Source organism: Rhodoferax sp. RT4P68, from assembly GCF_056521305.1.
This window is the reverse complement of record NZ_JBWMBB010000004.1, coordinates 209,145-223,037: the sequence shown is the minus strand read 5'-3', so window position 1 is coordinate 223,037 and position 13,893 is coordinate 209,145. Positions and strand designations below refer to the sequence as shown.

The window sequence follows — 13,893 nt, the reverse complement described above, 5'->3', positions numbered from 1 at the left end:
GGGTCTCCTTGTGGGGTGGAGGCGACTCTAAAGACGCACGCTCCACCGCGAAAGGCGGCCCCGGGGAACGGGTCTTCAGTTTTCGAGAAGGCGGGCGCCGGCCCACTGGCCATCCAGCACCAGCGCGCGCACGGTGTCCGCCATGACGACACGCGTGGCGAGTGCGGCCGGCGAAAGTTCGTCGTCCGACAGGCTCACCAGCAGGTTGCGCCGGCTCACATGCGCGTCCACGATCTGGCTGCGCCGCAGGCCGGCACCCGCCAGGCGCGCGATGGCAGCGCCGGGCTGGATGGTGGCGCCTTCGCCAGCGCGCACGGCGTCCATCAGCAAGGCCAGGCCATCGACCTCGGCCACCACATGGGGCTTGGCCTGCAAGCGTGCAAACGCCGCGTCCAGCGTACTGCGCAGCCCGTGCGGCGCGCTGGGCAGGATCAGCGGCACGCTTGCGAGCTGGGCCAGCCCGACCGTCTCGCCAGCCGGCCACAGGTCAAGCCCGGTCGCTGCGATGGCGAACAGTTGTTCCTCCAGCAGCGGCAGCACGCTGCAGCGCTGCGGCAGGGCGGCTTCGAACAGCACGGCCAGATCGAGCTGGCGGGCCTGCAGCATGCCGACCAGGTGGCCCGACAGCGACTCCACCAGGTGCAGCCGCACGTCCGGATAGCGCGCGCGCATGGCCTGCATCAGCGGCACGCCCAGCACCGAGGCCGTGGTCGGCGGCAGGCCCACGCTGACATGGCCCGACAGCCGCGCCTGCTGCGCCGCGCGCATGGCCTCGTCGGCGTGCCGCAGCGTCAGCTGGGCCTGGTGCAGGAAGGCCACGCCGGCATCCGTGGGCGTGACGCCGGTGGAGCTGCGCTGCAGCAGCCGCGTGCTGAGCTCGCCTTCGAGCCGGCTGATCTGCTGGCTCAGCGCAGAGGTCACCACGCCGAGCTCGAGCGCGGCGCGGCCCATGCTGCGCATCTCGCAGACCTTCACGAAATAGCGGAGTTGTCGCAGTTCCATGTCAGTGGCGCGCGGCCGCCTAGAGCCGCTGACGCAGCCCCTCGGGGGGCAGCGGACCTCGCGAAGCGGGGTAGCGTGGGGGCATCATTTCATCAACGGGCCGTGATCGGCTCCAGCCCCGTCTTGGCGATGGTCGGTGCGGCGGCGGCCGAGCTCAGGTAGCGGACCAGATCGCGCGCCGCCTCGGGCTGCCGTGCGCCGGTGGCGGTGCCGGCCGAGAACACGGTCACGCGCTGCACCTGCGCCGGCAGCGGGCCGATGTAGGTGATGCCCTCGATGGGCAGCAGCTCGCTCACCTGCTGCAGGCCCAGCGTCGCATCGCCGCGCGCCACCACGGTGCCCACGCGCTCGCTGAGGATGCGGCGGCTCTTGGGCTTGACTTGTTCTTCGATGCCCAGCGTCTTGAGCAACTCGGTCTCGTAGTAGGTGCCGCTGGCGCTGGCCGAATACGCAATCGACGGCGCCGCCAGCAGCGTGCGCCTGAGCGCGTCCACGGTGCTGATGTCCGGCTGCGGCGCACCCTTCTTCACCGCAAAGCCGATGGCCGAGCGCACCAGGTCGACCTGGCTGCCGGCGACGACCTTGCCGTCCTTCACCAGCGCGTCCAGCGCCGAACGCGCCAGGATCACGACGTCGGCCGGCTCGCCACGGCCCAGCCGGCTGGGGATGGAGTCGCTGGCCGCGCCCATCGACGCGCCGTAGGCCGTCTTCACGCTGTGGCCGCTCTGCTTCTCGAACGCGGGCTGCAACTCGTTGTAGGCGGCCGTGAAGCCACCCGAGGTCATCACATGGATGTCGGTGGCAGCCGGCTTGCTGCCGGGGCCGGTGCAGCCCGCGAGGGTGAGGGCGGCGGCCAGCATGAGCGCTGCGCGGGGCCGCCCCAAGCAAGCTCGCTTGGCACGCGAAGCCGGGGATAGATCAGCGCGTGCGCGGCGGCGGGTGAGGGCGGTGAGCAGGGCCACGTTGTCTCCAGATCGTTGTTGGTCGGCTGATCGTAGCGCTGGGCGACGGCCCGCTGGCGGCGCGCTGTGGCAGCGGACAGGGCCAAAATGGTGGTTCGATTCCACACTTCACCTTTTCGCCATGCACCAAGCTTTCAAGCCCCGCCTCGCCACGCTCGCCACAGCGGTCGCATTGTTCATCGCCAGCGCGGCGCAGGCCCAGGTCACGCCCGTGGCGCCAACGCCGGCCCAGGTCCAGCCGGCCGTGGACCAGGCCTACACCCAGCTCATGGCCTCACCCGCCATCGTGAAGCTGCTGGACGCCGTCAAGGCCGACCACGCGCGTTCGGTCGACGACCTCAAGATGCTGACCGAGATCGAGGCGCCACCGTTCAAGGAACAAAAGCGCGCCGAAGCCTTCCTCGCGCGCATGAAGGCGCTGGGCCTGGCGGACGCCCGCATCGACGCCGAAGGCAACGTGGTGGCCCTTCGCAAGGGCACTGGCAATGGCCCCAAGCTCGTGGTCTCCGCGCACCTGGACACGGTGTTCCCCGCCGGCACCGACGTGAAGGTGAAAGAGCGCGACGGCAAGCTCTACGCACCCGGTATCTCGGACGACACGCGCGCCCTCAGCGTGCTGCTGTCCTGGGTCAAGGTGCTGAACGACAACAACGTTCAGACCGTGGGCGACCTGCTGATCGTCGGCAACGTGGGCGAAGAAGAGCTGGGCAACCTGCGCGGCATGAAGGCGCTGTTCCGCGACCATCTGGACATCGACGGCATGGTGGGCATCGAGCCCTCGGCGGACGGCGCAGTGCTGGTTCTGGGCACGGCCAGCCACCGCTACGAGTTCAGCTTCAAGGGGCCAGGCGGCCACAGTTTCGGCGCGTTCGGCCAGGTGCCCAGCGCCATCCACGGCATGGGCCGCGCGATCGCCAAGATCTCGGAGATCAAGACGCCCAGCTTCCCCAAGACCACGTTCACCGTCGGCACCGTGGGCGGCGGCACGTCCGTCAACACCATCGCACCCGACGCGCGCATGGCGGTCGACATCCGCTCGGACGCCATGGGGCCGCTGCTGGAGACGGAAAAGAAGATCCTCGCCGCCGTCGACGAGGCTGTGGTGGAGGAGAACAAGCGCTGGGGCGTGGACACGCTGTCCGTGTCGACCAAGCTCATCGGCGACCGCCCCGGTGGCCGCACCCCCACCGAATCGGTGATGGTCGAGGCGGCCATCCGGTCCAACACCGCGTTTGGCCACAAGACGCTGCTGCGCGGCGGCAGCACCGATGCCAACGTGCCGATGTCACTCGGCATCCCGGCCATCATCATCGGCGGCGGCGGCAAGACGGGTGGTTTCCATTCGCTGGCCGAGTGGATCGATGTGACCGACGGCTGGAAGGGCGCGCAGAATTCGCTGGTGACGGTGCTCGGCCTGGTGGGCGTGCAGGGCGTCAGTGCGCCGTTGTTGGCCAAGCGGCCGCCACGCGCGCCTGCGGCCAAGTAAGACTTGGTAACTTGCCGGGATGGCGGGACGAAGCCACATGCAGACGCCCGGCGCCCGGCCAGGCTGCACGGCCGCTGCGCTACATTGCGGCCGGTTTCGAATCGTGATGGGAGAGGCCCCGTGCATGCGCAAGAGTTCAGTTCCGATTGGCCCGCCGTGCTGGACGAGATGCTGGAGTTCATCGCGCTGACGCAGCTCTCGCTTGGGCGCGGCCGGGCGGCACGGGTAACGGTCAGCCTGTCACGCGCACGGGTGGCGGCCGATGCGCTGCAGCCGCACGTCGGCCGGTTCCGCGATCAGCTGGCGCAACAGGTGCCGGGCACCTTGCTTGAACTTGGCGCCGGCCACCACGCGGCGCACCGCGTCGAAGTCCACTACGGAAGCTGAATCCCATGTCCTTTTTCGACACGCTGGCCCGGTGGCTCGGGCTCAGCGAACCGGCACCGGCTGCAGCGCCGGCCGAGTCCGTTGCACGCGCGGGCACTGGTGCGCCGCTGCCAACTGCACCAGGCGCCGCCACACCCGGCGCGAACAGCCCGTATGCCGAGCTCTGGCAGTCGGTGGACCGCCACCTCGCACAGTTCATGGTGCACAGCGTGTTGCCGCACCGCCAGTTCGAGCCCGACGATGTCTTCAAGCTCGTGCGGATCCAGGTCACCGGCACCACCGCAGCGGCGCAGGGCGTGATCGACCGATTTCTCGCCGAGTTCCGGCCCGAGAGCCGGCGCAAGGTGGTGCTGGCTGCCGTCACGCGCACCTGCTCGCAAGGCGTCTCGACAGCCGACTTCGTCGACTTCAACCGCGACTTCGACCGCGCCGAGCTGGAGGAGAGCGACCCCTACGACGCACAGCTGGCCGAGGCCCACCAGGGCGGCTACCAGCTCACGCTGTACGGCGAATGGGAACTGCAGCGTGTCGTGCCGGTGAGCGTGGCGCCAGCGGGGGGCGCCACTGCGCCCGGCATGGCTGGGACGTCGGGCACGTCCAGCACGTCGGGCATGCCGGGCTTGCCGGCCGCGACCACCTCCACCGCGCCGCTGGACATCGACATCCACGACGCCACCGGCCGGCGTCAGCTGCAAGTGAGCGCGCTGCCGTTCGCACTCGGCCGCGTGGCCGCGCTCGCCGAGCAGCGCATCAGCGGCACCTTCGTGTCGCGCCGCCATGGCCTGCTGGAGCGCGACGAGCAGGGGCGGCTGTGGTACCGAGAAACCTCGGTCAACGGCAGCACGCTGGACGGCAGCCCCATCGCACCGGGCGAGCGCCGCCAGTTGCGCAATGGCGCGCTGCTGCGCCTGGGCGGAGACGCCGCCGACGTGGCCGAGTGCCCTGCGCTGACGATCCGCTGGGCGCACGCGCACGACGACGATGCATCGACCCCGATCCGCGCACCGCTGCGCGCGCCGGGCGATGGTGCCGCCACGCCCATCCGCTCAGGGCTCGATGGCGCCACGGCCGCGCCTCCTGCCGCCACGCCGCTGAGCGCCGCACCTGCCGGGCCGCTGTGCGTGCTGGCGATCAAGGATGCGCACGGCAGCCGCACCGTTGCCGTCACGCGGCTGCCGTACGTGATCGGCCGCAGCGAGTCGGCCGACTGCCGCGTGCCCGAAGGCAATGCCGGCGTGTCGCGCGACCACCTGGTGATCCAGGCCGTCGATGCGGCCGGTGCGCACATCGACAACAACGCCGTCGGCAAATGGGGCACCGAGATCGGCGACGCCGAGCAGCCGGCGCGCTTCACCCTGCCCTGGGGCCGCCAGGTGACGCTGGCCAGCCGCTTCGCCAAGGCGCCCGCCGTCACCGTGCTGCTTTTGCCGGCGACGGCATGACGCTGCCCGCATGGTGACCGCTAGCCCCAAGCCGCCGGACGACGCGGTCACGCCACTCGTGCACCAGCGCATCGCGCCCGCCCCGCGCCGCAGCGTGGGCGACCGGCTGCGGGCGCAATGGGCGCTCGCACGCCGGCCGCGCATCGAAAGCGGCTGGGCCAGCACGTGCGGTGCGGGGCACGAGCGCAACCAGGACGCCGTGCTCGCCGCCGCGCCCCTGTTCGCCGTGGCCGACGGCGTGGGCGGTGGCAGCGCGGGCGAGCTCGCCAGCAGCCAGATGCTGGCCTGGTGCCGCGCCATCGCGCCGGCCGACTGGCGGCACCCCGAAGCGCTGGCCGAGAAGCTCCGCGCGTCCGACGCCGCACTGGCCGCCGCGCTTGCGCGCCTGAACCCGGGCGGCCGCAGCGCCACGACGTTTGCCGGCGTCTGGCTGCGGCGCAGCGGCCACGGCCTGGTCGCGCATGTCGGCGATTCGCGCGTGCTGCACCTGCGACCCCAACCCGTCGCCTGGCAACTGACCCGGCTCACCGAAGACCAGACCTACGGCAACCTTGGCGAGCCGCCCCCCGACGGCGGCCGGGCGGATGACCCGGCGCGCATGGTGGGTGTGGGCGCCATCGGCGAGCCGCCGGTCGCGCCACTGCGCCTGCGCGAGGGCGACTGGCTGGCGCTGTGCACCGACGGGCTGTACCGCTTCGTGCCGGAGCCAGCGCTCGCCGCCGCGTGCCAGCGCGCGGCCGATGCGCCACTGCACGCCGTGGCGCAGCAGCTCGCCCAGGCCGCCGCGCAGGCCGGCAGCCGCGACGACATCAGCGTGCTGCTGGTCCGCCTGAACCCGCTGGGCGGGGCGCGCATGCCGTTCTGGCTGGCGCTGGCCGCCAGCGTGGTCGCGGCGCCCGCGCTGCTGTTCCTTCGATAGGCCAGGCCGATGCCCACACTGGATGCCATGACCCCACGCACCCATGCCAGCGCCGAGGCCTACGACCCGTTCGCCGACACGCGCGGCCCGGTCGGCCATGCGACTCACTTCGACGTGGAGCGCATCCCCGGGAGCGCGCCCGGCGAGCCGGCGCGCTTTCGCAAGACCATCAAGCCGGGCGTCGGCGCCGATCTGCTGCCGATGATCCACCGCGAGAATTTGCTGCTGATGGACATGGCCACGCGCGGCCTGCGGCATGTGGCGCAGTCGCTGGAGTTCACCCGCGATTCGTCCGATACGCCCTTCGTGGTGACGACGCTGGATGCCGGGCCGAGCCTGAACCTCTGGCGCCGCCACGCGTTCGTCGCCGAGGGCGCGGCGGCCGGTGACGCGCGCCCGTTCCTCACGCCCACCGTTTTGGCCCGCCTGTTGCGCCACCTGCTGCTGGCGCTGCGCGAGTTCCACGGCGCCGGCTTCATCCACTGCGACATCCACGCCGGCAACGTCTGCCTGCCGTTCGAGCGCCGGGGCGACGCCGTGCGCCCGGTGTTCGAGCAGCTGCGGCTGATCGACTTTGGCCACACGCTGTCGGCGCGCCTGAACTTCGACGAGCCGCTGCGCCTGGACCCGACGGCGGGTGAGAGCCTGCGCCGCGTGTCGCCTGCCTTCCGGGCTGCGCTGCAACGCGACACCGACAGCGGGCATGCACAGGCCGTGCAGCAACTCGACTTCCGGCTCGACCTCTACGCGCTGGGTGCGCTGGCGACGCAGTTTCTCGGCTGGGTGGACTGGTCCGGTGAACCGCGTGCGGCCGCGCTGCATGCACAGATGGGCGCCAGCGTGGACGCGCTGCTGGCGCAGGACTGCGACGGCACGGCGCCCGCACCGGGGCTGCACGACCGGTTGCTGCAGCCGCTCGATGCGATGTTGGGCCGCCTCGCGCAGTTCGACGATGGCTGGCAGTTGCCGCGCCTGCGGGCGGCCGCGGTGGTGCCCGAGGCGGCGCGCGAGACGCCGTTGATCGGTGCGCGGGCCACGCCTTTGGCGCCGCCGGTCGCGTTGCCTGGCGCTGGCGCGGGAGCACCGGCACCGGTTACGGATGTGACATCGACTGCGGCATCAGCGCCGGTCTCGACATCGACATCGACATCGACATCGACATTGGCGTCGGCGTCGGCGTCGGCGTCGGCGTCGGAACCAGGACCAGGACCAGGACCAGGACCAGGACCGGGAGCAGGAGCAGGAGCAGGAGCGGGATCGGGTTCGGGATCGGGTTCGGGATCAGGATCGGAGCAGACACCGGCACCGCCACCGGTAAGGTTGCCCGCATCGCTTGCCCCGGCCGCCACCAGTGCCGCGCCGCACGCCGCCGGCCGCCGCAACGTGTGGACCGGCGCGGCGTTGGCGGCCATCGCGCTGGCCGCGCTTGCCGGCTGGGCCTGGCAGGCCGGCCACCTGCCCGGCATGGCCTCGGCCCCGGCGCGCTCGGCCAGCTCGCCGGCCAGCGCCCCGACCGCTTCGTCTGCCACCCGGTCGACCGCCGCCAAGCCCGCAGCGACGGCCCCACGCGCTGCGTCATCGGCGCCCGTGCCGCCCGCGCCTGTGCCCTCCACGCCACCTCTCACGGCGCGCGAGGTCGGCGACCAGCTCAACACCATGGTCGAGGGCGCGGCAGCCGGCCGCTGGGGCCAGGTCGAGGCGGCCGCGCGCCGCATTGCCGCACCGGTCGGCGCGGCCGCACCGGGCGCGCCGCAGCTGGCGTCCGGCCTCGAAGCCATTGAGCAGGGCGACTACAACAGCGCCGCAACCGTGTTGCGCCGGGCCACAGCGCAGACACCGGCAGACGGCAAGGCGTGGTCCGCCCTCGGTTATGCCGAACTGCGCCGCAACGATCTGCAGGCCGCCGACCTCGCGCTGCGCCGCAGCCTGCAACTGCGCCCGCAGGACGCCGGCAGCTGGGCCCACCTGGGCGAGATCCTGGCGGTGCAGGGCAACCCCGCCGCAGCGGCCGCCGCGCTCGAACTGGCGGTGTACTTCTCGACACAGCGCGCCCGCACGCTGGCCCATCTGCGCGCGCCTGCGCCGCCCTCGTTGATCGCGCCCGCGTTCCGCGCCGTGGTGCAGGACATGGGCAGCGCGCTCGACCAACTGCCTGCGAGAACACCACCATGAAACCCATCTTGCTTCTCTGCGCCATCGCACTGTCGGGCGCGCTGCATGCGCAGACCGTGCCCTACGGCCTGTCCGTGGACCGCAACCCGGCACAGCCCGACCAGCCCGTCCAGGTGGTCGTGAACTTCGGCGCGGCCAGCCCCTGGTGCGGCCTGCGGGTGGACCTGGGCGACGGTGACGTGCGCGACATCGTGGTCGAGAGCTTCCCGTTGACGCTCACCAAGCAATACGCCACTGCGGGGCGCTACGTGCTGAGCGCGCAAGGCCGCTTCGTGGCGCGCGGCCTCAGCACCGGGCTCGCCTGCAGCGGCGCGCCGCGCACGCTGACGCTGGTGGTCGAGTCTCGTGGCAGCGCGCAGACGGGGCGCGACGATGAGCGCGCACGTGAGCAACGCAAGCGAGACGAAGAGCGCGCGCGCGAACAACAAAAGCGCGAGGCCGAGCAGGCCCGCGAGCGTGCCAAGCGTGAACGGGAACGTGATCGCAAACGGGACGACAACGGAGACGACAACGGCGATGACCGCGATGGCCGTAACGGCCGGCGCGACACGCCGGGCCGTGATCGGGGTGCTGCAGGCGTGCAGGTGCCGGTGCCTGCCGCGACGCCGCCTCGCGCCCCCACGACAACGCCGGCGCCAGCATCAACACCGCCACCACCAGCAGAGCCCAGCAGGCCGCGCGACGGCACGCTCAAGGTCTTCTGATGCAGGCACTGGCCGCGCGCGATACCTTGCCTGTGCCGGCGCCTGCGCCCGCCGTGGCGGGCCGCGCCCGGGCCGCACTGTGGGAGTTTCTGCTGCTCGTGCTGGTGCTGGCCGCGCTGGTCTGGCAGTGCCAGGGCCTGCGCGGCGGCGCAGCCGATGGGCCAGACGACGACCGCTACGCACTCGACCAAGCCCTGCAGACCGCGCCGCTGGTCGGCGGCAACCAGGCGCCTCTGGCCACGTTGTGCCATGCCGCCGACCTGCCGCCGCGCCTGCGCTGGCGCTGGGCCAGTGCCTGCGCCCAGACCGACAGTGACACCGGCATCGTCACCCCCACCGACCAGGCCCGCGCGCTCGACGCCCTGCCCGCCGCGCTGCAGGCCGATCAAGCCGCATTGCAGCAGGCCATCGTCGCCGGCGCGGCCGAGCGGCTGGCGCGCGTGGCGCCGCTTGCCAAGAGCCTGGCCGAAGGCGTGTTGCCAGAGGACGAACAGACCCGGCTGGCCGCCACCGCCCGGGAACTCGGCGTGTACCGCGCGCGCTACCAGCTCGGTGCCGACGCGGCCGCCGGCTCGCTGCCGCTGGCCTGCGCCTGGGCTGAATCGCTCGCAGCCGTCCGCCGCGCTGGGAATGCATCGGAGCGCACGGTCGCGCTGGCAAACCAGTTCGCGCTCGTGCGCGGTTCCTCGGCCCGGCTGTGGTGGCCCGCGACCGGCGCGGCGCTCGACTGGTCGGCCGGCACCTCGGCCGAATGCCGCGCGCTCGGCACGCCGCAGCGCGCGATGGCGCAGGCCGCCGACCTGGCGCGGCAGGTGCGCGACGGCCAGCGCCTCGCGCACAAGTCTGTCGCGATGCAACGGTTGACGACCAGCGCGCCGTGGCTGTTCGTCGCCTGGTCGCTGCTGACCTGGGCGCTGGTCTCGCTGGCGCGCCGCACGCGCCGGCCGCTGCGCTTCTTGCCGCCGGCGCTGCTGGCCTGGGCGGCCATGGGCGCTGCGTCCGGCCTGGCCCAGCCCGATGCCGGGGCGCCGGTGCCGTGGTGGGTATGGGCGGCGATGGCGGGGCTCGGCGTCGTGATCGCGGTCGTCGGGCGCTCGCCCAGGCTGGAGCGTTTTGCGCTGTTCGCGCCGTGCGCGCCGCAGCGCAGCGTGCTGTTCTTCGGCCTGCCGGCCGCGGTGCTGTTCATCGGCATCGGCTGGTGGCTGGTGTTCGACTTGGCGCTGAACGGCCACGCTCTGAATCGCTACCTGCCGCTGCGCCACGGCCTGGCGGTGTTCGCGGCGATGGTGCTGCTGTCGGTGCTGCCGGCGCTGTCGCAAGGCATCGCGACGCTGTGGGTCAGGGGGGCGAGCCTCGTCACCAACGCGCTGCGCCCTGGCGCCGGCAGTGGCCTGGGGGCGTGGGGGCGGCCGGTGTTGCTGTGGCTGCTCTACGCCACGGTGGTGCTGGGGTTCGCGCTCGCAACCAGCGGCTGGCGCCAGCTTACCGGCGAGCTGCTGCCGTTGTGGCTGCTGCTGGGCGTGTCGTGGTTCTTCCTGCTGCGCGCGGCGCTGTGGACCGGGCCGCAGACCGGCAGCGCCGGCTGGCTCGCGCGCTCGATGCTGCCGCTGCTGGTGCACCTGGCCGTGGTGCTGGCCGCACTGCTGCTGACCGACGACCTGGGCCCGATGCTGGTCGTGCTGTTCGCCTCCGCCATCTACGCCGGTGCGTTCGCGGCGCAGGGGCTGCTGGGGCGCGGCGCGCGCTGGCCGCTGGCGGCGGGCATCGGCTTGCTGGCGACCGTGCTGCTGGCGGGCACGCTGCTGGTCGGGTTGTTCGCGTTCTCGAAGCTGCCCGGCAGTGGCGCCGAGCGCGTCGCCGCGCGGCTCGAGAGCGTGATCAACCCGTTCTCGGCCGAGAACGACCAGCTGGCCCACGTGCTGTGGCTGGGCCAGCACACGCCGCCGAACGGCTATGGGCTGGGCGCCGTGCCGTGGTGCGGCAGCCTGCCGGTGGCCGGTTGCCCGGGCGTCCCGGCGCAGGCGCAGAGCGACTACAGCTTCGCGGCGCTGCATGCCGTGGTCGGCAACGCGGGCGCTTTCGGGCTGCTCGCCGCCTACCTGCTGTGGCTGGGCCTGCTGGCGGTGCGGCAGGCGGCGTTGACCTGCGGCCGGCTGAGCCCGGGCACGCCCGGCGCGTCGCAGAGCGGGTGGCTGGCCTGGCTGTGCGTCTGCTGGGCGGTGCTGACGATGGTGCAGACGATGGTCACGGTGGCAGGCAACCTCGGCGCCCTGCCGCTCACCGGCGTGACCTGGCCCTTCGTCAGCTTCGGCCTGTGGTCGCTGCTGCGCAACACGCTGGTGCTGGGGCTGGTGGCGCACCGCCCGGAGATCGAGGAATGAACGGACCTGCCCACACCACCCCGGTGATCCGCCAGGTCGCGCTGATCATGCTGGCGCTGTGCCTGATCGTCCCCGGCGCGCTCTACCTGCGCGCGCAGCGGGCGGTCGAGCGCCTCCACGAGCCGGTCAAGACCCGCGCGGCGCTCGACACGCTGCTGGCCGCCATCGCGCCCGCCAGTCGACCACTCGCCGCGATGCCCAATGCCGCCGCGCTCACCACGCTGCTGCCCCAATGCGCCAACCTGCCGGCCTACCAGGGCCTGCCGTTCATGGACGACCTGGCCGAGCAACTCGGGCTGCTCGACGCCCAACTCGAAGGCCTGACGGCAGTCGCCGGCCAGCGCAACGCACCGCTGCGCCAGCGCTACCAACTCCAGGCCACCGCCTGGGCGCAGGGCCTGGCGCGCGACCGGGTCGATTGCCAGCAGGCGGCCCAGGCGCTGCGCCTGCTCGCCGGCCCGCGCGGCGCCACGCTGCTGGCGCAGGCGCAGTGGTCGGAGCAACAACGCGGCGCCGCGCCGGGCGCAGTGCAACTGGCCGCCAACAGCCTCGCCCAGGCCGACCCATGGCGCGGCTGGCCCGGCTGCATCTGGCTGGGCGGGTTGGAGCCCGGCAGCACGGCCTACCACCTGGCGCCTGCCGGCGCGGCGAACGGGAGCCGCGAGCTGTGCGAGCAGCCCGGCTTCAAGCCCGCGAACGCCAAGAGCGTGGTGGCAGCGCGCCCGTCGGCAAGCAACGCGACACCGCCCGCGAACGACCCGTCATGGTCCGTCCCGCACGATCTCGGCGCGCTGATCGGCGAGCTCGACGCGCTGCGCCTGCCGCAGGGCCAGCTCTACCGCGACTACGCCGCCGCACTGCCCGCGCAGGCCAACCGCGCGACGGTCGGGCGCAACGAGGTCGACGTCGGCTTCAACCTGCAGCTCACGATCGCGCCGCGCACCCAGGCCATCGCCCAGCGCATCGCCGCCTGCTACACCGGGCAGGTGGCAGCGTGCGAGCAGGCCGGCATCGCGTTCGAGCAGGTCGGCGCGGCGCAGGGCGCGGGGGCCGCGTCGATGTGGGAGCGCGCGGCGGCGCGCATGACGGCGGTGGCGGTGATCGACGTGGCCAGCGGCCGCATCGAGGCCCTGGCCAGCGCCCACACGCCGTGCTACGCGCAGGAGCACGACGGCCCGTTCCGCGACGCGGGCTGCCTGCCGCTGTGGACCGAGCCGCGCCGCCGCCCCGACGCGCTGCTGAACCACGCGGTGTTCACCGACTACCTGCCCGGCTCGACCATCAAGCCGATCCTGGCCTCGGTGTTCTTCGAGGACGCCGGCAGCAACGTCGCACAACTCTCGGGCTGGCTCGCCACGTCGAACACAGACCGCTTCAACGACGCGCTGTTCTGTGTCGACGGCGCCAAGGGCAAGGCCTGCGACCGCCCGGCCCGGGTGCAGCAGCGCGCGGCCGACCTGGGCTGGAACACCGACTGCTCGGCACTGCCCAGCCGCCGCTGCGCGCGGGCCGACATCCTGTTCGGCCGTCGCCTGAGCACCCGGTTGGAGGACGACACCGCGACAGCCGCCCTCCCCGACGCATCGCCCCTGCAGCGCAGCGCGCTCGTCGGCCGGCTGTTCGTCGGCGTGCCGGCCACCGGCGGCGGCGAGCGCCTGATGCCGCTGCCCGACATCGACCCGGCCGGCGCCGCCACCTGCCGCGACGCGAAAGGCGAGTGGCACGCCGCCAACTGCACGTCGAGCGCGATGAAGCCGCTGGTCAACGAGGCCGCCGGGCAAGGCCAGGCACGCAGCACCGCGCTCGGCGTGGGCGCGATGCTGGCGCGGTTGACGGCGGCGGCGAACGGGCTGCCCGCCGTGCGCGGGCCGCATCTGGTGGCGCAGATCACCGACGCCCAAGGCAAACCGGTGGCGACCGCCGCGACGCGCACCGGTGCCGCGGCCCCGCTGGCCCAGCCCGAGCCCACCGTCGTCGCCACCGATGTCGCGCAAAAAGTGCTCGGCGGCCTGGCCCGCAGCAGCAGCCCCGGCGGCACCGGCCACCTGATCTGCAAACACGTGTTCGGCGCCCGCTGCCCGCAAGCCGCCACGCGCATCGCCGGCAAGACCGGCACGCCCAGCTTCGGCTTCGACCGGCTCAGCCTCACGCAGGCCCGCCAGCGCTGCCGCGCCGACCCGCGCGACGAGGGCTGTCTGCAAAAGCCGGTGAAGCTCTACGTCGCCGCGGTCAAATCAGGCGCCGACCCACAGGGCCGCTACGACAAGGTCATCGCGGTGATGAGCGAACGCAACTGGACGCTGCCGAACCCGAAGCTGCCCGCCGCCGCACGCGAGCGCATCCACGGCGGCGCCAACGATCTGAACAACGTCTCGACCGAGATCGCGATGCGCATTGCCGACGCGGCCTGGCTGGCCGACGCGGCGAAGCGCTGACCA

The 13,893-nt window shown here is 72.7% G+C and carries 10 protein-coding genes; 8 read left to right on the top strand and 2 right to left on the bottom strand.

The window, feature by feature from the left end; translation table 11 throughout:
- Window positions 1-75: 75 nt before the first annotated feature.
- Entirely contained in the window at window positions 76-1,002 is a 927-nt protein-coding gene (locus AC099J_RS10465; RefSeq protein ID WP_479615179.1) for a LysR family transcriptional regulator, read from the bottom strand.
- A 92-nt stretch (window positions 1,003-1,094) separates the two neighbouring features.
- Window positions 1,095-1,862 (bottom strand): substrate-binding domain-containing protein, encoded by a 768-nt coding sequence (locus tag AC099J_RS10460; RefSeq protein ID WP_479615178.1) that lies wholly within the window; start codon window positions 1,860-1,862, stop codon window positions 1,095-1,097.
- 223 nt (window positions 1,863-2,085) lie between these two features.
- Between AC099J_RS10460 and AC099J_RS10455 the strand changes: the two genes are divergently transcribed.
- The 8 genes from AC099J_RS10455 (at window position 2,086) to AC099J_RS10420 (ending at window position 13,890) form a co-directional block, all read left to right on the top strand.
- Complete coding sequence (locus tag AC099J_RS10455; protein ID WP_479615177.1) at window positions 2,086-3,450, top strand: M20/M25/M40 family metallo-hydrolase; 1,365 nt, start codon at window positions 2,086-2,088, stop codon at window positions 3,448-3,450.
- 120 nt (window positions 3,451-3,570) lie between these two features.
- Window positions 3,571-3,837, top strand: a complete 267-nt coding sequence (locus AC099J_RS10450) for a hypothetical protein (protein WP_479615176.1) — start codon at window positions 3,571-3,573, stop codon at window positions 3,835-3,837.
- A gap of 5 nt (window positions 3,838-3,842) precedes the next feature.
- A complete protein-coding gene (locus AC099J_RS10445) occupies window positions 3,843-5,279 on the top strand; it encodes an FHA domain-containing protein (RefSeq protein WP_479615175.1) in 1,437 nt (478 codons plus the stop codon).
- 10 nt (window positions 5,280-5,289) lie between these two features.
- On the top strand, window positions 5,290-6,198 hold the full coding sequence (locus AC099J_RS10440) for a PP2C family protein-serine/threonine phosphatase (protein ID WP_479615174.1): 909 nt from the start codon (window positions 5,290-5,292) through the stop codon (window positions 6,196-6,198).
- 27 nt (window positions 6,199-6,225) lie between these two features.
- Window positions 6,226-8,370 carry a tetratricopeptide repeat protein gene (locus tag AC099J_RS10435; RefSeq protein WP_479615173.1) on the top strand — a complete coding sequence of 715 codons (2,145 nt, stop codon included), beginning with the start codon at window positions 6,226-6,228 and terminating at the stop codon, window positions 8,368-8,370.
- On the top strand, window positions 8,367-9,074 hold the full coding sequence (locus AC099J_RS10430) for a hypothetical protein (RefSeq protein WP_479615172.1): 708 nt from the start codon (window positions 8,367-8,369) through the stop codon (window positions 9,072-9,074). Before AC099J_RS10435 ends, AC099J_RS10430 begins: the two co-directional genes overlap by 4 nt.
- On the top strand, window positions 9,074-11,455 hold the full coding sequence (locus tag AC099J_RS10425; protein WP_479615171.1) for an FtsW/RodA/SpoVE family cell cycle protein: 2,382 nt from the start codon (window positions 9,074-9,076) through the stop codon (window positions 11,453-11,455). Before AC099J_RS10430 ends, AC099J_RS10425 begins: the two co-directional genes overlap by 1 nt.
- Window positions 11,452-13,890 carry a hypothetical protein gene (locus AC099J_RS10420; protein ID WP_479615170.1) on the top strand — a complete coding sequence of 813 codons (2,439 nt, stop codon included), beginning with the start codon at window positions 11,452-11,454 and terminating at the stop codon, window positions 13,888-13,890. Before AC099J_RS10425 ends, AC099J_RS10420 begins: the two co-directional genes overlap by 4 nt.
- Window positions 13,891-13,893: the final 3 nt, after the last annotated feature.

What these genes read in the sequence shown, in the direction of transcription:
- AC099J_RS10465 (WP_479615179.1), bottom strand. Translation starts at nt 1,002, where the DNA reads ATGGAACTGCGACAACTCCGCTATTTCGTGAAGGTCTGCGAGATGCGC.
- AC099J_RS10460 (WP_479615178.1), bottom strand. Translation starts at nt 1,862, where the DNA reads ATGCTGGCCGCCGCCCTCACCCTCGCGGGCTGCACCGGCCCCGGCAGC.
- AC099J_RS10455 (WP_479615177.1), top strand. Translation starts at nt 2,086, where the DNA reads ATGCACCAAGCTTTCAAGCCCCGCCTCGCCACGCTCGCCACAGCGGTC.
- AC099J_RS10445 (WP_479615175.1), top strand. Translation starts at nt 3,843, where the DNA reads ATGTCCTTTTTCGACACGCTGGCCCGGTGGCTCGGGCTCAGCGAACCG.
- AC099J_RS10440 (WP_479615174.1), top strand. Translation starts at nt 5,290, where the DNA reads ATGGTGACCGCTAGCCCCAAGCCGCCGGACGACGCGGTCACGCCACTC.
- AC099J_RS10435 (WP_479615173.1), top strand. Translation starts at nt 6,226, where the DNA reads ATGACCCCACGCACCCATGCCAGCGCCGAGGCCTACGACCCGTTCGCC.
- AC099J_RS10430 (WP_479615172.1), top strand. Translation starts at nt 8,367, where the DNA reads ATGAAACCCATCTTGCTTCTCTGCGCCATCGCACTGTCGGGCGCGCTG.
- AC099J_RS10425 (WP_479615171.1), top strand. Translation starts at nt 9,074, where the DNA reads ATGCAGGCACTGGCCGCGCGCGATACCTTGCCTGTGCCGGCGCCTGCG.
- AC099J_RS10420 (WP_479615170.1), top strand. Translation starts at nt 11,452, where the DNA reads ATGAACGGACCTGCCCACACCACCCCGGTGATCCGCCAGGTCGCGCTG.